The organism is Streptomyces sp. CA-250714 (assembly GCF_050936705.1).
Classification (GTDB): Bacteria; Actinomycetota; Actinomycetes; order Streptomycetales; family Streptomycetaceae; genus Streptomyces.
In genome coordinates, this window is the sequence record NZ_JBNJMI010000002.1 from 2,590,030 (window position 1) to 2,606,426 (window position 16,397).

Sequence of the window (16,397 nt, forward strand, 5' to 3'; positions counted from 1 at the left end):
ACCCCGCAATGGGGGCTGCGCTTGCCCACCCTGCGCCCTGGGGGCACCTCCCGGACGGAGTCTGGGGGAGCAGACCGCCCAAGCGCAGCAGGGAGCGCGCGCCCCGCAAGGGGCGCGGGGAACTGCGCGAGCAACCACAGCGGACCCGCAGTCCGCGACCGACAGGCAGGGGCAGCCCCTCATCGGAACTCCGTCAGCGCAGGGGCGGCAAGCACAAGCGCAGCCTCCTCAGCCGGCGGAAACCCCAACCGGTTGAAGGCCATATGGACATGGTGCAGCAACAACTCCACGCGGGGCACAGGGACATGCGACGCCGCGCAATGGTCCAGCGACGCAGCCACCACGTCCGCGTGCGCCGCCAGCCGACCCCGCATATGGCCCCGCGGCCACGGAGCGCCCCGTACGCCGGCCGCCAGCCCCCGCAGCCGGTCCCGGATCTCATCCGCGGGCAGGGCCATCCGCAGCCGGGCCAGCCAGCGGCGCCGGTGCGCCGTCCAGAAGGCGTCCCGTTCCCCGGGCGCCAGACAGCGCTCCACCAGCATGCCGGTGAGATCGACAGCAGCAGCGGCACGTTCGTAAGCGGCGGGAAGCGCCACCAGCCGCGTCTCGTCGAGCATCGCGCAGCAGTCGGTGAAAACCGCCTCCGCCGAGCGGATGCCCACCGCGCCGCCGTACTTGGCCAGTTCGGGCGCGTACGGGGCGGGGCTCACCCCGGTGCGCTGGTGCCGAGGGGCCATGGTGGGCTCGGCGGGCAGCAGACTGCCGCCGTCAGGCTCTTCCGGCGGCTCGGGCAGGGTCGACATCAGCGCGCGCAGCCGCGGGACGCAGTCGTGCAGCGCGTCGGCCTGATCGGGTGTGCAGCGGATGCGCAGCCGCAGATGGTGGCCGGTCGCGTCCCAGTAGCGCAGGAAGTGCCAGGCTGGTGCCTCCAGTTCGGCCGCGCGCGCCGCCAGCCACGGCAGCGCCGCGCGGACTCCGGAGTCCATCCGTGCGGGTCCACCGGGGTAGGCCCGTACGTACCACCAGTCGGTTGCCGCGTCGGAGGCCGCGGTCGCGGTCACCGGTCCCCCTCTCCGTCCGACCAGTGCAGCAGTACGGCGTGTTCGGCGGCGCGCTGCTCGCCGTGCGCGTCGCGCAGCGGGTGCTGGTCGTGTGCCGGCAGTGCCTCGACCAGCCGTACGTGGCTGATCCCGGGGGTGATCCAGTGGGCCAGTACGTCGAGTGAGACGGCCGAGTCCAGCCGGATCCACAGCGGTTTCCGGTCGTGGTCCGGGCTCATCCCGCGCCCGGCGGGCAGCAGGTAGGCGAACAGTTCGTACGGCATGCCGTGTGCGCGGCGGAACGCGTCCGCTGCTGTGACGGCCTCCGCGTCACTGCCGGACCCCAGCAAGGGCAGCCGGTCGACCGGAACGATCCACGACGCGCGCCGGGTCACCACCCGGCCCTCGCCGCCCAGGGTCTGTCTGTCCAGGGCGAGCACCCGTTCGGGGTCGCGGGGCAGTTGGAACGGCATGCGGTAGTCCGACAGCGGTGAGCCGTTGATCCATGGGTCGGACAGCACGGCGAGGAACCGGGCGAACTTGGGGAACAGATGCGTGGGCACCAGCCCGGTGTAGGCGGCGGCCAGCGGCAGCCCGTCGGGCGCCAGCAGCGTGAGGGTGTCCTGGTGCGGGTCGTGCACCAGTCGGGTCGCGCTCAGCGCGAGTGCGCCGGGCGCCGTCAGCTCCCCGGGGAGGGTGAGCGGGGGGAGCAGACCGGCGGACTGGGCCTGCACGGTGCTGCACTCGGTCCACAGCACCAGCTCGTGGTGGTGCGCGGCATACGGCCAGCAACGGCGTACGTGGGTGCGCAGCGCGTCCGCGAAACCGTCGCCCAGCAGCCCCTTGAATCGGGTGAGCAGGCCACCCGTACCGGGGTTGAACTGGTTGACGACCATACGGGGGCCGCCGACCGGCCGCATCTGCTGGAAGAGCACGGCAGCCGAGGGAGGGGCGCTGCTCGGGCCGACCGGGAGCCAGGCCCGCTCCCCCGGGTCCTCACGTGCGGCGAGGTCGAGTTGCGCGGCCCGCTCCAGCTCCGGGTCGCGGTCGGTCTCGGCGCCGCAGCGCATGGCGAACCCGAGCACGTCGTCGCAGCTGCCGCCCCTCCCGTACAGGGCGACGAACCGGCGCACCAGTTCGTCGTACAGGTGCGAACGGAACAGCCGGGGGCGGATACTCGCGCCGAGGCGCCGCAGGTCGGCTGCCGTCTCCTCGTCCTCCAGCACGGGCGGCAGCCGCAGTTCGGTGACGGCGTCCTCGTAGCAGACCTCGGCCGGTTCGAACCGGTCCCAGCCCGCTGCCCGCGCCCACTCCCGCCCCAGCTCACGTACGCGCGCGACGGCGCCGGCTCGCTGCCGCGGGGCATCCGCCGCCGCTCCGAAGGGGGCGGCCATCCGGTCGCGTTCGGCGGCGAGCTCCCGCAACTGCGCCACGACGGCGGGCCCGTCGTCCCGCACGCCGTCGGTCAGTGCCAGCAGCACCGACACCGCGTCCTCGCCGCGCCGCCATGGGGCGACGGGGGCCAGGACGCCGCTGTCCAGCAGGCGCAGGTAGCGGCGGAACGGGTCCGCGCCGCCGAGTGCGCGCAGCGCCGCCTCGTGGGACAGCGTGCCGTCGCCCTCGTCGCAGGCCGCGGCCAGTGTGTGCGCCCAGCCCGCCGCAGGGCCCGCCTCCACCACATGGTCGATCCGCCAGGTGACGCCGCCGGTGGCGACGTACTCGGGGTGGAGCAGCAGCTCCCCCGTCGTGGGCGAGGGGCGGTAGCGGAGCAGCGGTGCCGTGTGCGGCGAGCAGGCGAGGGCGTACAGGGCGGTGAAGGCGACGGTGGCGGACACCTGGTGCACGGCGTGGCCGTCGTGGGCCCGGCCGGGGACGCCGACGGTGGTAAGCCGGGCGAAGGGGCTGGTCTTGGCGGCGGCGCGGACGGTGTACGAGTACAGCGTCCGGATGGCGCGCTGCCGTTTCCTGGCCTTGTGGAGCTTGCGGGCGCTGCCGTAGCGCACCCAGTCCGGAGTGGCCAGCGCGAGGGAGTGCGCGAAGGCCGGGTCCTCCAGCGCCGCGGTCAGGGTGTCCTCGGCGGCGGCGCGGTCCTGTGCGACCTCCTTCTCCAGCTCACCGGCCACCGCCTGCGCGGCGGCGGTCAGCTCCTGCCAGCGGTGCAGCGCGGCGCGCGCTTCCTCGTCGGCGTACTCCTCGATCCGCGCCGCTGTCCGCTCGTCCCAGCCCGGCGGAGCCGCACGGTGCGCGGCGCGGCGGGCCGCCAGGACGGCACGGCGCAGTTCACGCGCGTCGTCCAGCAGCGGTACGAGGGCGAACAGGACGTCCTCCACCCGCCCCCTGAGCTCCTCCAGCGCGCCGCTCAACTCTGCCTGCCGGTCCAGGAGTTCGGCGGTCCGGGCGCCGGGGCGGGGGCAGCAGACGGCGGGCAGCCCGGCGACGCGGGTCAACTCCGGGACGCCCAGCTGTACCGGGGTGTGCGTCGCGGTGGCTGTCACCGGCCCCACATCCCCTGCACGCTGCCGTACGAGAACGCCGTACCGCGCACCGCCACATACGCCAGCGCCAGCACATACAGCGTGCACAGTGCCCCGTAGGCCAGGTGCAGTCTGCGCGCGGCGGGGGTCATGGCGGCCAGGTGGGAGGGCAGCGGGCGGCGTCGCAGTGTGTGCTTGAGCAGGCCGAAAGCGCGGCCGCGCGCGTCGACGGTGCCCATGCCGGCCTCCAGCGCCGCGTAACCGTCGCTGGGCAGCAGTGGGTTGAGGTTGGTGATGACGCTGAAGAGCTGGAAGACCAGCATCGTCGCGGCCACGGTCGCCGCGGGGCCGTGCGCCGTGGTGGCGACCAGCGCGGTGATCCCGGCGACCCAGCCGTCGTTGACGGGCCCGGCCAGCGCGAGGACGACTCTGCCCGCGCGGGAGCGCAGCCGGTAGGCGTCGGTGCGGTCGACGTAGGCGAGCGGCATGAAGTAGAACAGCAACGCGAACCCGAAGCCCCGTACGGGCACCTTCAGGATCTGCGCGACCATCGCGTGCGCCGCCTCGTGCAGCACGATCTGGCACAGGAACAGGACGAGTGCGAGCAGCGTCGTCCAGTGCGCGGGGCGCGGATCGGCGGACGGCCCCGCGAGCAGCGCCCAGACGGCGAGCACGGTACCCAGCACGCCGCCGGCGATGTGCACGCCCGCCAGCGCGCTGCCGGGCAGCTTGCGCAGTACGGCTGCGAGGGGTTCCAGCAGCCGGGGCAGCAGCGTCCGGCTGACGACGAAGCGCGGCATCATCTGGTTGCGCTTGCCGCGCCGCCCGGCGTTCCGGGCCCGCTGCGGGGTGGGCGAGCCGTCCAGCAGGCCGCTGTCGTAGAGGTTCTGCACGAAGCGGTCGAGCTCGGCGCGGGCCGCCTCGGGTGTCTTGGTGCCGCGCGCCGCCATCAGCCCCGCGATGTCGTCCAGCGACCGGGAACCGTCCAGCCGCTGGACGAGGCCGGCGGCCGAGCGGCTGAGCCGGTGGTAGATACCGGAGGACTCGTCGTACAGCAGCGGATGGTCGTCCATCCCGCGAATGACTTCCAGGCCCTCGCGGAGCTTCGGTCGGGTGAGGGTCTCCATGCACAACTCCCTGCTGGCGGTCGGGCGCGCGGGCCGCGTCGTAGCCTGAGCGGTGCTCGCGGGTCGCATCCGCGAGCGCCCGGTTCCGGGGCGCTTCGCCCGCTCCGGAACCGGGGCCTCACCTCACGGCGCGGTCCGGTGTTCGCATCTCACCGGGCCGCTGACGGAACAGTTGCGTTCCGTTTGTCAGTTGCCGTTGGAGGAGAAGGAGCCTGCCGAACTCACGCAGGCGGGGCCCGGGCAGCTGCCGCAGCCCGCGGTGCCGGCACAGCCGAAGGTGCTGAACGGGCTGTCGGCCTCGGGGAGTGCTTCCAGTTCGAGGTCCTCGGCCCACAGTTCGAGGTCGGCGCTGTTGGTGTCCATGTGTGTCACCTCCTCTCGACGGTGCGGAGCGATGCTCGCCGAGCCACCCGTCAGCCGTAGCTGGAGGCGCTCGAATAGGACGAGGCCGAGCTGTACGGGCAGGACGCCGAGCCCGCCGTGGTGGCGCTGCCCCAGGTGCTCAGCGCGGTGCCCTCGCTCAGCTCCTCGACCACCAGGTCGTCGTCGAACGTCTCGACGAACAGGTCGAGGTCGTCACTGTTCTGCATCTCTCATCTCCCTTCTCGCGAGTCGGTGCGCAGGGCCGGGCCCTGCGCCGGCGCCGGCTGTCAGCAGCTAGCTGTCAGCCGATGCAGGACGCGGTGCCGACGGTGGCCGCCGACGAGCCGGGGCAGGACGCCGTGGACGCCGAACCCGCGCAGGCGAAGCAGCCGCCCGGTGCGTTGCCGTCCGGCAGTTCCTCGACCGCGAGGTCCTGATCCTCGATGTAAAGGTCCAGCTCCATGTGGTCCATGGGTTCCATGGGTCACCTCTTCCTGAGTACTTCCTGGTGGGAGCCGGTCAGCCGTAGCTCGAAACGCTGGAGGCGCTCGACGCGCTGGTCGCCGGGCAGGAGGCGGTGCTGGCGCTGGTGGCCGTGGAGAAGCTCGCCAGGGCGTTGCCCTCGGGCAGCTCTTCCAACGCCAACTCGTCCTCGGCCACGGCGTACAGGTCGATGACGTCTTCCACTGCGATTCACTTCCTTTCGTCGCTCGGTGCGGATCGGTGGGACATCCGACGACTTTGCCGTCGGACGATCAGTGGGCGGTTTCCCCGCCGGGCGGGCCCGCCGGGTGGCCCAGCGCGAGGGCGAACACCTGCTGCCTGCCGGTGCCGTCGGAGCGCAGCGGTGCCCGTACGGCAGCGGGGATGAACCCGGCGAACACCGAACCGGTCAGCCCGTGCGAGACCCCGGCCAGCCACATGGAGTGGACGGCCGCGCCGACCCGGGTCAGCAGCGTCCGGTAGCCGTGCCCTCCGTCGCGCGCCTCGGCCGTACGCAGATCCACGGCGACGGAGACGATCGCCGGCGCGGCCCCGAACTCGGCCTGGAGGGTGAGGGTGTGGCGCCGCTCGGGCGGCGGCAGTTCCATGACGGGGTGCGCGCTGCGGCCGGTCCCGTCGACGTGGTGCACGGCGGGTGCCAGACCTGCCACCCGGAAGGCCACGACGGTGATCTCCAGTGGGGTGTGCGGCTGTTCGTCCGGCCACTCCTCGGCGTCCGCCTCGACGCCCTCGCCGATGATGTCGGCCAGCAGCGGCGCGGCCAGCGGTTCGGGCGACCAGACGCGGTGCGCGCGGCGGGCCTCCAGAGTGTCCAGCAGGTCGAGCCGGGGCGCTGCGGGGTCGGGTGACCGCCCCAGACGGACGGGCGGACCCAGTGGTGCGGGCGCGGCCGCGCGCCGGGGTGCCGCCTCGGTGCGCGGGCTCGCGGGCGCGGACGCGAAGGAGTCGACGAGTTGGAGGGCGAGGTCGTCAGGGGCGATCACAGCGGCCTCCCGAGGTCGGTGACGGCGGTGACGGGTTCGACGCGCGGGTCGACACCGAGCGCCCCGGTGACCGCCCGCTCGTCCCAGCGCCGCACCGGCGTGCGGGGCAGCCCGAGGGTGCGGCAGACGCGGCGCAGGGTGGCCTGGGCGCAGCCCGCGTCGAGCAGCGTCACCCGCAGCGCGAAAGAGTGGTACTTCTTGGCGACCTTGCCGAGGTTGCCGGTCAGCACCAGCGTGGCCGGGCCCCGTCCCGGCACCCCGTCGAGCGCGGCGGTGCCGGGCGCGAGCAGGGCCAGCCGGTGGCCGCCGGGTACGTAGCCGTAGAGGCCGGGCTCCAGCCCCTCCGCCTCGCGTACGGCCAGATGTGCGAGGACGGAGCCGATGTTGCCGCCACTGGGTGTCCACCGGCGCAGGACGTCCGGGTCGCCCTCGCGGATGCCCGCGACGGTGGCCAGGACGAGCGAGAGGGTGTCCAGGTCGACGGCGACGTCCCGGACTGTTTCCGCGCTCCCGTACGGCTGCCCGGCCAGGCGTGCGGTGTCCGGGGCGGGCAGGGCGACCCGCGGGCAGACGGGCCAGCTCTTCTCCTGCCGCTGCAGGGCCAGGTTGGAGGGCTTGTAGTGCTGCTGGTGGCCCTTGAGGTCCAGGTACTCGTGCGGGGGGAAGCCGATGAACGCCTCGTAGCGCGCGGCCAGCGGGGCGGGTTCGGGGCCGTCGGGATCTCCGGGCTCCTCGGGGGCGGCTGGTACGGCGGAGCAGTTGGGGCAGCCGGGGCGGGTGGCTCCGCTGTACCGCCGCTGTTTGAGGTCCTCCAGGTCGACGGTGCGCCACTGGTTGGGGTAGGGCGAGGGCACGGAGCGGGAGAGGAATGCGAACAGGTCGTGCGCGGCGAGTGCCGCGGTGAGTGCTGCCGCCTCCTCGTCGGTCTCCGTACCGTCCGCGGCCTCCGTACCGTCCGCGGCCTCCGTACCGGACTCCTCCGTACACGCCTCCTCCGCCAACAGGCAGTCCAGGCACGGCGTGTAGCGGGGATGGGCGAACGGGCCCAGGCGTGCGCGTCCGGCGAAGACGGCCACCCGCACCAGCGGGAGGTCCCGTTCCCGGCAGCCGGCGGCGACGGCCGAAAGTTCGCCGGGCGGCAGATCGGCGGCGACGGCCAGCGTGGTGCCGTCGGGCGGTACGCCCTCCGTTCCGGTCACCCGGCTCACCCGCACGGACGGCGCCAGCTCCGTGGCCAGCGCCGTAGCCGTCGGCCCGGTGCCGAAGAGAGCGACCCGCGCGGTGGCCAGCCGCAGCGCGCCCTGCTCCCAGCAGCTGTTGGCGCCGGTGGAGTCGCCCATCCGGGAGAGGTAGTCGGCGAGTTCGGCGGCGAGCGCCGCCCCGGCGTCGGCCTCCTCTCCCCCAGCCGACGGGCTGTCCTCGATGACCCCGCACATCCACAGCAGCGAGAGGGCCTTGAAGACGGCGCCGGGCGCCATGTCCAGCTCCTCGGCGAGTGCCGCGCAGTCCCTGCCGCCGTCCAGCAGCGGCAGCAGCCGGGGCAGCAGCGCGGTGGCGGCCTTGCCGCGGAACACCTGCGGCGTGGGCAGCCCTTCGACGACCAGGCCCTCGCTGACCGGGTGGACCGCCACGCCGCGGCGGAGCCGGGGCAGCGCGGGTACGGACAGCTGCGGGTCGCGCAGCGCGGCGGCTCCGGTCTGTTCGGCGGTGAGTACGTCCCCCTTGGGCATGGTGCTCAGCTCCCCACCGGTGCGGCGCCGGTCAGCCCCTGGAAGATCCGCCACGAGGTGTCCTCGCCGCCGCGCGCAGGGCGGCAGCGCGGGCACTGGTCGACGGCGACCACATGGCTGCGGGCCGTCCTGCCGTCGGCGAGATTGACGGAGCGCACCCGTGAGGCCGGTGCGGGCTCCTGGCCCGCGGCGTCCCGTGGAGCGCCGGAGTCGAAGAGATCGTGCACGGCGGCACGGGCCAGCGCGACGGCCATGCCGACGTGGTGCGGCGCGTAGCCGGTGACGCGCGCCCGGCCGGCGGCCCAAGCGCCGGGCTCTTCCGAGGCGTTCCGGCGGTGCTGCCCGCGCTCCTCACGGGGGAGGCGCTCCTCGCGGGGGACGGGCGAGCGGTCGTGCTGGGCGCGGCGCCGGGTGAAACAGCGGTGGCAGGCGCCGGCGCCGGGCCGTACGGCCGGTCCGCAGCGTAGCTCGGTGGGCTCCAGTTCGATCGGGAACCAGGGCAGGTCCCAGGCGTACGCGGAGGACTCGACCGCCTCGGCGAGCGTCGGCCTGGGATGGTCGGTGACCAGCACCAGCAGATCGCTGACCGGCCAGAAGCTGGGGTGGCTGCCCTCGTCGACGCCCATGACGACGGCGCCGGTGTACACCTTGGCCAGCCGCTCGGTGACGGCGTGCCCGAAGGAGCCCGCCGCGAGAAACAGCGGTCTGCGGGGACCGGTTGTTCCGGTGTGCATCGCTTCTCCTGCCCGGGTGGTGTGGTGGATGTGCACGGGTGGTGCGCGCTTGGCGGGTGGCGCCGTGCGCGTGGCCGGTGCGTCAGGCGAACGGCTGCGGGAGCTGGGTGATCTCGTCCTCGTCCAGCACCGGATGGCCCATCGCACGCGGTGCCTCGTACAGCCGCGGATGGCCGAGGTAGCGGGCCCGGTGCACGAAGGAGAGGGGCATCAGCTGGGGCACCGCCACCCGGACGACGGTGGCGCCGACCTGGCGGGCCTCATCGGTGGTCAGATCGACGGCGAGCACTTCGCAGCCCCGCGCGTGCAGCCGCTCCAGCAGCCAGCCGAGGACGCCGCGCGGGTCGGTGGCGGCGGGGCGGGGCAGCGCGGAGAGCGGCCGGTGCGCCCGCTCGCCCTCCAGGAGGAAGGAGAAACGGTCACGGGCGGCGAGGGGCCCGGCCTGGACCGCGCCGCCGACGACGTCGACCAGCTGCTCGCCGCGCTCCGCCGCCGCGCGCGCCTTGTTCGCCGGGTTGGTGATGTGATGCCGCAGGGCGATCCGCAGCGAGGCGGCCTCGCGGTAGAGCTTGGCGATGGCGTCGCCCGGGTCCGGGTCGCAGGTGGCGGCGACGACCTGGGCCAGTTCCGGGTCGGAGTCCGCGAGCTGGACACCGTAGATCACCGGGATGCCGAGGTCGGTGGTGGCGTCGTAGAACTGGGTGCGGACATGCGGGTTGGCGGCGCGCTCGACGAACTGCCGCTGCCGGGGCGTCAGTTCATCGGCGTCGAAGGTCAGCCGGGGCAGTCGTAGCCGCTGCAGCCAGGTCAGCGCTATCGCGTCGCGTTCGACCACCTCCAGCAGACCGTTGACGACGGCCGACGTCACCTCGGTGTGGACGGCGCAGCCGGTGGACACGGGGTGGCTGATGCGCTCGCCCAGGGCCTCGGGCGGGTTCTTCAGCCATACGTGCACCGCGGGCACCCACACAGGCCGCTGCCGGGTGAACGACCAGCCGCGTACCCAGCGCATCGGAGCGTCCGGGTCGGGTCCGACCAGCCCGTGTCCGCCCGCCGCGAGTTCGGCGGCCGACAGCCTGGGCCAGACGTCCAGCGGCACGGCCTCGTCGCCGAGTTCCCCGGCCGTCGCCCAGCACCAGCGGTCGGTGTCCCGGGCGCAGGACGAGTAGCGCTCCAGTGACTCGGCGACCGCCAGCAGCGCGGCACGCTCGGGCGACAGATCGCCGCCGGCCCCGTCGAAGTTGCCGTGCTCGGCCCCCAGGTCCCAGTCCTCGTGCCCGGTCAGCACCTGCCCGGGGTTGCCGAGGGAGGCGGTGAAGACGGGGAAGTCGGGGTCGCCGGGGCTGCCGGGGAGTCGTGCCGCACCGCTGACGAGGCCGTACGGCGAGACCAGATCGCCCATCCGGCGCAGCGACGCGGGCGGCGTCGCGGTGACGGCGTCCTCGACGGGGTGCGGCGTGGTCGCGGTGTCGTCGGCGCCGTACGGCATGGTCGCGGCGCCCTCGGCGCTGTGCGGCGTGGTGGTCACGGTCATCAGTTCTTCTTCTCCGTGTCCCAGCGGAAGGCGCGGACTGCCGCGATGGTCAGCAGTGCGGCGGTGCCGGCGATGAGCAGCCAGTCGAGCCACTGCTGGTGCCGGGTGACACCGCCGGAGACGTCGTGCCGCAGCGCGTCGCCGAGCAGGGCGACGGGGTTCCACGACAGGACGTCCGCGAGTCCGTCGGGCATCAGCTCCAGCGGGAACAGCACGCCGGAGCCCATCAGCAGCAGCGGGGTGAGCAGTCCGGAGATCGCGTTCGTCAGCTCGGGCGAGCGCAGCGTGCCGCCGAGCAGGAACCCCACGGCCATCAGCAGCCACATGCCGAGCACTGTCGTCAGCAGCATCGTCAGCCCGGACAGCGGCGTCAGCAGCCCCAGCGCCGTGGCGACGGCCCCCGCGACCGCGAGCAGCGCCAGACCGAGCGCGCCACGCGCCGGCAGCAGCGAGACGAGGATGGCCTGCGGCCGGGCCGGTGTGGTGCGCAGCAGCCGCAGGGTGCCGTTGGCGCGCAGCGACACCAGCGTGCCGGCGGTGGCGCTCAGGGCGAGCGACATCAGCGCGAAGACGAGAACGCCCGGCACCACGAACGGCATCGGTTCGAACGGCGGACTGCCGTCGGTGCCGATCGCGTCGACCTCCCTCCCGTCCCAGCCGGTCTGCGGCAGCGCGTCGCGCAACGCGGAGACGACCGAGGGGCTTTCGGGGTCGGTGACCACCCGCAGGGTGTCGCCGTCGGCGGACGGTGCCACCACCGCTTCTGTGCCCTCGGGCGCGCCGCGCGGCGAGCCGACGGCGGTGACCTTGGAACCGTCGCCCAGCGCGTCCCGCAGCTCGGTCGCCTGGGTGCCGCTGCCCACCACCGCGATCTTGTACGGGCCACCGGCCCAGGTGAGCTGCATGATGGCGACGAAGAGCCCGGCCAGCAGCACCGGGAAGACGACGCTGAAGAACAGCGCCATCGGGTCGCGGACCAGTTCCTTGGTCATGCCCTTGGCCAGCGCCTTGAACTGCCCTGGCGGAGGGGCCGCGGTGCCGGGTCCCGGGGAGTCGTCGGGGACGGGGGCGCGTGGCGCGGTGCGGGTGCCGGTCGGGCTGGTGTCGAGCGCGCTCACTGCTCGCTCCCCTCGTCGGGGCCGGCGGGTCCGGTACCGGTGGCGGCCAGGAAGGCGTCCTCCAGCGTCGGGCGGTGGATCCGTACGTCCGCTCCGGGCGCCCGTTCCTCGAACCAGGCGACGGCCCGCTCGGGCCGCTCGGTCGCCACGCTGAACCGCGGGATTCCGCCGGCCTCAGGACGGGCGGTGGCACCGGGCTGCGGCTGTACCGCGTCCGTGCCGAACTCCGCGCGGGCGGCGCCGATCAGGTCATCGCGGTCCGACCTGACGGTGACGGTGCTGCCGTGGGTGAGGCTCCGCACGATCTGCGCGGGGGTGCCGGAGGTGCGCAGCCGGCCCTCGTGGAGGACGGCCAGCCGGTCGCACATCTCCTCCGCCTCCTCCATGGCGTGGGTGCTCAGCAGAAAGGTGGTGCCGCCCGCGCGGGCCCGGTTGATGACCCGCCAGGCGTCGCGGCGGGCGTGCGGGTCGAGCCCGGTGGTGGGCTCGTCGAGGACGACGAGCGGGGTGTTGCCGACCAACGCGGCGGCGAGCAGCAGCCGTTGCTGCTGGCCGCCGGAGAGCTTGCCGGCCCTGGTGCGGGCCTTGTCGGCGAGGCCGAGCTCCTCGATGAGCTCCGGCACCGGGCGCGGCTCGGGGTACAGCGACGCCCACATGTGCAGCGTCTCGTCCACCTGGAGACGGGGGAAGAGACTGGTCTTCTGCGGCTGGAGGGAGAGTGCGCTGCCCAGCCGGCCGCCGCTCCGCCGATCCGGCTCCACCCGCCTGCCGAGTACGGAGACGCTGCCGCCGGCGGGCCGCAGCAGTCCGGTGACCGCCGCGATGGTGCTCGTCTTGCCCGCGCCGTTGCGGCCCAGCAGGCCGTAGATCTCGCCGCGCCGCACGGTGAACTCCACAGTGTTCACTGCCGTGAAATCGCCGTAACGGACCGTGAGTTCTCTGACCGCGAGGGCGAGCGAGGCATCGGCTTCGGCGGCCTCGTGATCCGGGTGTTCGCTGCGTTCTTGAGTACTCAACATGTGACGCTGCCTCCCCACGTCCCGCGCATTTACGTCGATACGTTCTGCGCTATGCGTCAGGTCGGTCTGGTCGACGGTGACCGCGAGCAATGCTGGCCGCTCGGCGCGAGACGCGGCAAGGGGCGTTCGGAGAGACCGAATACGGGAACCGGGTCCGGCTGACCGCCAGTTGGGGCCCGATCTGCCCGGCTGTCCGTCAGCCGCCTTGTGCCATGCGGGACTTACGGGGAATAGTGAGTTGTCCGACCAGGCGGATACCGCGGGACGATCTTCCACGGCCCGGGCACCACCGCAGGCAGTGCCCTTCTGTCCGCTGGACACCGAGTTTGCATGATTTGCCACAACGGGGAGACTCAGTGAACGATCGGATGCTTCGCGCGTTCGTGACGTGCGCCCGAACCGGCAGCGTGACCAGGACCGCAACCGAATTGGGTTACTCGGCCGCCAGTATCAGCGACCAGATCCGACAACTGGAAGTCCACACTCAGAAGCCGCTGTTCCGGCGCACATCGGGGGGCATGAGTCTGACGGAAGCGGGTAGGCGCATGGTTCCGGTGGCGCACGACATTCTCTCGCGGATGGACCTGCTCTGCCGCTGCGAAGCAAAGGCGGGTTATGGCAGGCGGAACCGCGGCAATCGATCCGCGCCGCTCCACGAAGTTCACCACGTGCGCCGCAGCGCGTAATTGCGCGTACGCCGTGGCGGGTAATTGACCGAGCATTTACGGGGGATATTCGCAAAGGAAAACATGAAAGCGGGGAGCGATGGGCGAAGCATCGCTCCCCGCCTTCTGCTGGGGTGCGCCCCGAAGGGGCGCGGAACTTAGCGAGCATGACAAGCTCACCCACAGCCCGCATACAACGGACAGAGGCACGGCCTAACCGGGGCTGTCCATCGGCGGACCCACATCCAGCCCTCGCGCGATCGCCTGCAAACCCGCACAGTGCTCCTGGAAGACCTCCCTGCCTTTCGCGGTGGCCTTCAACCAAGTGCGGGGCCGCTTGCCGAGGTACCCCTTCTCGACCTCGACCAGCCCCGCCTCCTCCAGCGCGGCGGACTGCTTGGAGAGCGCCGAGTCGTTGATCTCGACCGCGTCCCGGACGAACCGGAACTCCAGCCGCTCGGCCGAGGCCAGCGCCGCCATGACGGAGAACCGCACCGGGGACTGGAGCAGCGGCTCAAGCCGGTGCCGCGGATGCCGTGCGGTGCTCACCGCGCGCCCGCTCGGCGCACCAGCAGCGCCGCGCCCAGGTTCCACACCGCGAGTACGGCCAGCGAGGCGAGCCACCACGGCAACGGCGCACCCCCGCTCCAGACGGTGCCGACGACGACGGCAGCCACGTACAGCCCGGTCCACCCGGCGCTGAAGGCTAGGTGGAAGCGGCGGAAGTCGCGGGTGACGACGGGACGCGTACCCGCGTAGCCCATCGCCGCCATACCGAGCAACGCGCCTGCCGTGGTGAGCGTGATGGCCACCGCGGGTTCGGTACGGGCCGCCGCCGCGGCGCCGAGCAGCAGCACGGTGTAGCCGAGAAAGCCGAACAGATACCGCGTATACCAACCGGCGTGCGCCCGCCGTCCGGTCCGCTGCACCGACTCCCGCCGGTCGAGCGCGGCCTGTGCCTCCGCTGCTTCCATGACATGCCTCCCGTCGCAGTCGGCCACTCACGCCCTTTCAGGCTAGGCATCTACTTTCCAACTTGGCAAGTACGTCTCCAGCGGCAGGTGGTCCGCCAGTTGGGCCGACCACCGCACCGCTGGGCACGGGATGACGGCCGGTAACGTGCCGTCCATGAGCACACAGACCTCCCCCGAGCAGCCCGGTTTCTGGGAGGAGCGCCGTACCTGCTTCCTGACCACGCCGCGTCCCGACGGCACCCCGCATCTGGTTCCGGTCGGGGTGACCTACGATCCGCTGACGCGGACCGCGCGGGTCATCAGCAGCCGCTCCAGCAAGAAGGTGCGCAACGTGCTGGCCGCCGGGCCCGGCGGAGTGCGCGTCGCGGTGAGCCAGGCGGAGGGGCGGCGCTGGTGCACGCTGGAGGGCACCGCCGTGGTTCGGGACGACCCGGAATCGGTGGCCGACGCCGAGGAGCGGTACACCCGGCGCTACAAGCCGCCCCGGCCCAACCCGGAACGGGTCGTCATCGAGATCGCCGTCACCCGGGCGATGGGCACCGCGAAGCCCCCCGGCTGGTGACCGGATCCGCCGGAGCGCCGCTCACCCCCAGACCGCCCCGGCCGCCGTCACTCCCGCGTAGGCCGCACCCAGCCCGACCGCGAGGCTCGCGGCCACGTTGAGCAGCGCGTACCCGGCCGCGCCCTGCTCGGCGAGCCGCAGCGTCTCGTACGAGAACGTCGAGTACGTACTCAGCGCCCCGCACAGCCCGGTGCTCAGGAGCAGTTGGACGTGCGGCGAGGAGAGGCCGGGGGCGCCCGCCGGCGCCGCGCCGGTGAGCAGGCCCAGCAGCAGGCAGGCGGTGATGTTCACCAGGAACGTGCCCCAGGGGAAGAGCATGTCGTGCCGGGCCTGGACGGTCCGGTCGGTCAGATAGCGCAGCGGTGCCCCGACGGCGGCTCCGGCGATCACATACAGCCAGTTCACGCGCCCGCCTCACCGCCGAGCGGGCCGTCCGCGGCCGGGGCGTCGCGGGCCGGGAAGCGGACGATCTCCACCTCGTCCAGCAGCACCAGTCGCCCACGGGCCGGCTCCTCCAGCTCGGGGAGGAAGGCCCGGACGCGGGCGGCCTCGTCCACGATGACGACGGCCACCGGCAGGTCCTCGCTCAGCGACAGCAGCCGGGTGGTGTGCACCAGCGACGAGGCGCCGAAGCCCTCGACACCTCGGAAGACGCTGGCTCCCGCGAGCCCGGCGGCGTGCGCCCGGTGCACGATCTCGGCGTATGCGGGGCGGTGCTGGAATTGATCGTTCTCGCCGAGCAGCACCGTAAGCCGCAGCGCGTCACCCCGCGGCCCGTCGCCGCGCGGCCCGTCACCGCGCGGCCCCGCCGGTCCGTGTGCCGTGTCCGTCATGGCCGCCTCCCTGAGGTCAGGCGCCGGGTCACCGTCGCCGTGAGCCAGACCGCCGCGACCGCGCCGAGCAGCGTCAGCCCGAGATAGCCCAGCGCGGTGCCGGGCCGGTGCGCCTCCAGCAGTTGCTGGGCGTCCACGGCGTACGTCGAGAAGGTGGTGAAGCCGCCCAGTACGCCGGTCCCGAAGAACGGCCGTACGAGGCGGTGCGCTGCCCAGACATCGCTGATCAGCACCATGAACACCCCGATGACGGCGCACCCGGACACGTTCACGCCCAGGGTGGTCCACGGGAAGGCGCCGTGCGGGGTGGGCCACAGCAGCGCGGCGCCGTAGCGGGCGCAGGCCCCGAGCACACCGCCGAGGGCGACGACCGCGATGACGGGGCCCTGGCCGCGCAGCACGGGCGGGCGCGGGGTCCGCAGCGGTCCTCGCAATGGCGGCACAGGGCGCCGTGAAACCTTCTCCACACTGTCTCCTACTCGCCGGGCGCCCATGGGCGCGCGCTGCCGCAAGCAGGGACCGTTGGCGGCACCGTTGCCGCGGTTCGGGTCCGGCGGGCCCCACCGCCGTACGGGTCCCAGGGGGACACCGCGCCCCCAGATTAACCCCGGCCCCACGGCCCCGCACCCGCGCGAGCCCGCCGGAGGGACCGGCGGTCGGGCCGATCATTGCGTTCGACCCTCTTGCGTGTGTTCGAAAATCTGGGGCAGGCTCCCCCCGTCCCATGCCAACACGGG

The 16,397-nt window shown here is 73.2% G+C and carries 20 protein-coding genes; 2 read left to right on the top strand and 18 right to left on the bottom strand.

Annotated features, from left to right (window positions below):
- Window positions 1–179: 179 nt before the first annotated feature.
- From ACQEU8_RS30470 to ACQEU8_RS30530, 13 genes are all read right to left on the bottom strand, one after another.
- Entirely contained in the window at window positions 180–1,061 is an 882-nt protein-coding gene (locus ACQEU8_RS30470; protein WP_433106761.1) for a lantibiotic dehydratase C-terminal domain-containing protein, read from the bottom strand.
- A complete protein-coding gene (locus ACQEU8_RS30475) occupies window positions 1,058–3,535 on the bottom strand; it encodes a hypothetical protein (RefSeq protein WP_433106763.1) in 2,478 nt (825 codons plus the stop codon). Before ACQEU8_RS30475 ends, ACQEU8_RS30470 begins: the two co-directional genes overlap by 4 nt.
- Window positions 3,532–4,641: a PqqD family peptide modification chaperone gene (locus ACQEU8_RS30480; protein ID WP_433106765.1), complete on the bottom strand. Its 1,110-nt coding sequence runs from the start codon at window positions 4,639–4,641 to the stop codon at window positions 3,532–3,534. The genes ACQEU8_RS30475 and ACQEU8_RS30480 overlap by 4 nt, the downstream gene beginning before the upstream one ends.
- A 186-nt stretch (window positions 4,642–4,827) precedes the next feature.
- The gene (locus ACQEU8_RS30485) at window positions 4,828–5,004 is read right to left on the bottom strand and encodes a thiocillin family RiPP (RefSeq protein WP_433106767.1); all 177 of its coding nucleotides are present in this window, start codon (window positions 5,002–5,004) and stop codon (window positions 4,828–4,830) included.
- A gap of 50 nt (window positions 5,005–5,054) precedes the next feature.
- Entirely contained in the window at window positions 5,055–5,231 is a 177-nt protein-coding gene (locus ACQEU8_RS30490; protein WP_433106769.1) for a thiocillin family RiPP, read from the bottom strand.
- A 74-nt stretch (window positions 5,232–5,305) separates the two neighbouring features.
- On the bottom strand, window positions 5,306–5,485 hold the full coding sequence (locus ACQEU8_RS30495) for a thiocillin family RiPP (protein ID WP_433106771.1): 180 nt from the start codon (window positions 5,483–5,485) through the stop codon (window positions 5,306–5,308).
- Between the two features lie 38 nt (window positions 5,486–5,523).
- The gene (locus ACQEU8_RS30500; protein ID WP_019358890.1) at window positions 5,524–5,691 is read right to left on the bottom strand and encodes a thiocillin family RiPP; all 168 of its coding nucleotides are present in this window, start codon (window positions 5,689–5,691) and stop codon (window positions 5,524–5,526) included.
- Window positions 5,692–5,759: 68 nt separating this feature from the next.
- Entirely contained in the window at window positions 5,760–6,491 is a 732-nt protein-coding gene (locus tag ACQEU8_RS30505; protein WP_433106774.1) for a nitroreductase family protein, read from the bottom strand.
- A complete protein-coding gene (locus tag ACQEU8_RS30510) occupies window positions 6,488–8,275 on the bottom strand; it encodes a TOMM precursor leader peptide-binding protein (protein ID WP_433106776.1) in 1,788 nt (595 codons plus the stop codon). Before ACQEU8_RS30510 ends, ACQEU8_RS30505 begins: the two co-directional genes overlap by 4 nt.
- Window positions 8,227–8,955 (bottom strand): hypothetical protein, encoded by a 729-nt coding sequence (locus ACQEU8_RS30515; RefSeq protein WP_433106778.1) that lies wholly within the window; start codon window positions 8,953–8,955, stop codon window positions 8,227–8,229. The genes ACQEU8_RS30510 and ACQEU8_RS30515 overlap by 49 nt, the downstream gene beginning before the upstream one ends.
- 82 nt (window positions 8,956–9,037) lie before the next feature.
- Entirely contained in the window at window positions 9,038–10,489 is a 1,452-nt protein-coding gene (locus tag ACQEU8_RS30520) for a YcaO-like family protein (RefSeq protein WP_433106780.1), read from the bottom strand.
- Entirely contained in the window at window positions 10,489–11,607 is a 1,119-nt protein-coding gene (locus tag ACQEU8_RS30525) for an ABC transporter permease (protein ID WP_433106782.1), read from the bottom strand. Before ACQEU8_RS30525 ends, ACQEU8_RS30520 begins: the two co-directional genes overlap by 1 nt.
- Window positions 11,604–12,626 carry an ABC transporter ATP-binding protein gene (locus ACQEU8_RS30530; RefSeq protein WP_433106784.1) on the bottom strand — a complete coding sequence of 341 codons (1,023 nt, stop codon included), beginning with the start codon at window positions 12,624–12,626 and terminating at the stop codon, window positions 11,604–11,606. Before ACQEU8_RS30530 ends, ACQEU8_RS30525 begins: the two co-directional genes overlap by 4 nt.
- 356 nt (window positions 12,627–12,982) lie before the next feature.
- Here ACQEU8_RS30530 and ACQEU8_RS30535 point away from each other — a divergent pair, with 356 nt between their 5' ends.
- Complete coding sequence (locus ACQEU8_RS30535; protein ID WP_433106786.1) at window positions 12,983–13,312, top strand: LysR family transcriptional regulator; 330 nt, start codon at window positions 12,983–12,985, stop codon at window positions 13,310–13,312.
- A gap of 192 nt (window positions 13,313–13,504) precedes the next feature.
- On the opposite strand, the gene ACQEU8_RS30540 is transcribed toward ACQEU8_RS30535, so the two are convergent.
- Together ACQEU8_RS30540 and ACQEU8_RS30545 are read right to left on the bottom strand one after the other, a co-directional pair.
- Window positions 13,505–13,840, bottom strand: coding sequence for a winged helix-turn-helix domain-containing protein (locus ACQEU8_RS30540; protein WP_433106788.1), 336 nt, complete (start codon window positions 13,838–13,840; stop codon window positions 13,505–13,507).
- Window positions 13,837–14,265 (bottom strand): hypothetical protein, encoded by a 429-nt coding sequence (locus tag ACQEU8_RS30545; protein ID WP_433106790.1) that lies wholly within the window; start codon window positions 14,263–14,265, stop codon window positions 13,837–13,839. Before ACQEU8_RS30545 ends, ACQEU8_RS30540 begins: the two co-directional genes overlap by 4 nt.
- Before the next feature lie 154 nt (window positions 14,266–14,419).
- Between ACQEU8_RS30545 and ACQEU8_RS30550 the strand changes: the two genes are divergently transcribed.
- Window positions 14,420–14,827, top strand: a complete 408-nt coding sequence (locus ACQEU8_RS30550) for a pyridoxamine 5'-phosphate oxidase family protein (RefSeq protein ID WP_433106792.1) — start codon at window positions 14,420–14,422, stop codon at window positions 14,825–14,827.
- A gap of 21 nt (window positions 14,828–14,848) precedes the next feature.
- Here ACQEU8_RS30550 and crcB (ACQEU8_RS30555) read toward each other — a convergent pair whose 3' ends face one another.
- From crcB (ACQEU8_RS30555) to crcB (ACQEU8_RS30565), 3 genes are read right to left on the bottom strand one after another with little or no spacing between them, the layout of a single operon-like run.
- On the bottom strand, window positions 14,849–15,232 hold the full coding sequence (crcB, locus tag ACQEU8_RS30555) for a fluoride efflux transporter CrcB (protein ID WP_433106794.1): 384 nt from the start codon (window positions 15,230–15,232) through the stop codon (window positions 14,849–14,851).
- Window positions 15,229–15,660, bottom strand: a complete 432-nt coding sequence (locus tag ACQEU8_RS30560; protein WP_433106796.1) for a DUF190 domain-containing protein — start codon at window positions 15,658–15,660, stop codon at window positions 15,229–15,231. Before ACQEU8_RS30560 ends, crcB (ACQEU8_RS30555) begins: the two co-directional genes overlap by 4 nt.
- Entirely contained in the window at window positions 15,657–16,154 is a 498-nt protein-coding gene (gene crcB / locus ACQEU8_RS30565; RefSeq protein ID WP_433108833.1) for a fluoride efflux transporter CrcB, read from the bottom strand. Before crcB (ACQEU8_RS30565) ends, ACQEU8_RS30560 begins: the two co-directional genes overlap by 4 nt.
- Window positions 16,155–16,397 lie beyond the last annotated feature (243 nt).

What these genes read in the sequence shown, in the direction of transcription:
- ACQEU8_RS30490 (WP_433106769.1), bottom strand. Translation starts at nt 5,231, where the DNA reads ATGCAGAACAGTGACGACCTCGACCTGTTCGTCGAGACGTTCGACGAC.
- ACQEU8_RS30485 (WP_433106767.1), bottom strand. Translation starts at nt 5,004, where the DNA reads ATGGACACCAACAGCGCCGACCTCGAACTGTGGGCCGAGGACCTCGAA.
- ACQEU8_RS30515 (WP_433106778.1), bottom strand. Translation starts at nt 8,955, where the DNA reads ATGCACACCGGAACAACCGGTCCCCGCAGACCGCTGTTTCTCGCGGCG.
- crcB (WP_433108833.1), bottom strand. Translation starts at nt 16,154, where the DNA reads ATGGGCGCCCGGCGAGTAGGAGACAGTGTGGAGAAGGTTTCACGGCGC.
- ACQEU8_RS30495 (WP_433106771.1), bottom strand. Translation starts at nt 5,485, where the DNA reads ATGGAACCCATGGACCACATGGAGCTGGACCTTTACATCGAGGATCAG.
- ACQEU8_RS30480 (WP_433106765.1), bottom strand. Translation starts at nt 4,641, where the DNA reads ATGGAGACCCTCACCCGACCGAAGCTCCGCGAGGGCCTGGAAGTCATT.
- ACQEU8_RS30530 (WP_433106784.1), bottom strand. Translation starts at nt 12,626, where the DNA reads ATGTTGAGTACTCAAGAACGCAGCGAACACCCGGATCACGAGGCCGCC.
- ACQEU8_RS30560 (WP_433106796.1), bottom strand. Translation starts at nt 15,660, where the DNA reads ATGACGGACACGGCACACGGACCGGCGGGGCCGCGCGGTGACGGGCCG.
- ACQEU8_RS30545 (WP_433106790.1), bottom strand. Translation starts at nt 14,265, where the DNA reads ATGGAAGCAGCGGAGGCACAGGCCGCGCTCGACCGGCGGGAGTCGGTG.
- ACQEU8_RS30550 (WP_433106792.1), top strand. Translation starts at nt 14,420, where the DNA reads ATGAGCACACAGACCTCCCCCGAGCAGCCCGGTTTCTGGGAGGAGCGC.
- ACQEU8_RS30520 (WP_433106780.1), bottom strand. Translation starts at nt 10,489, where the DNA reads ATGACCGTGACCACCACGCCGCACAGCGCCGAGGGCGCCGCGACCATG.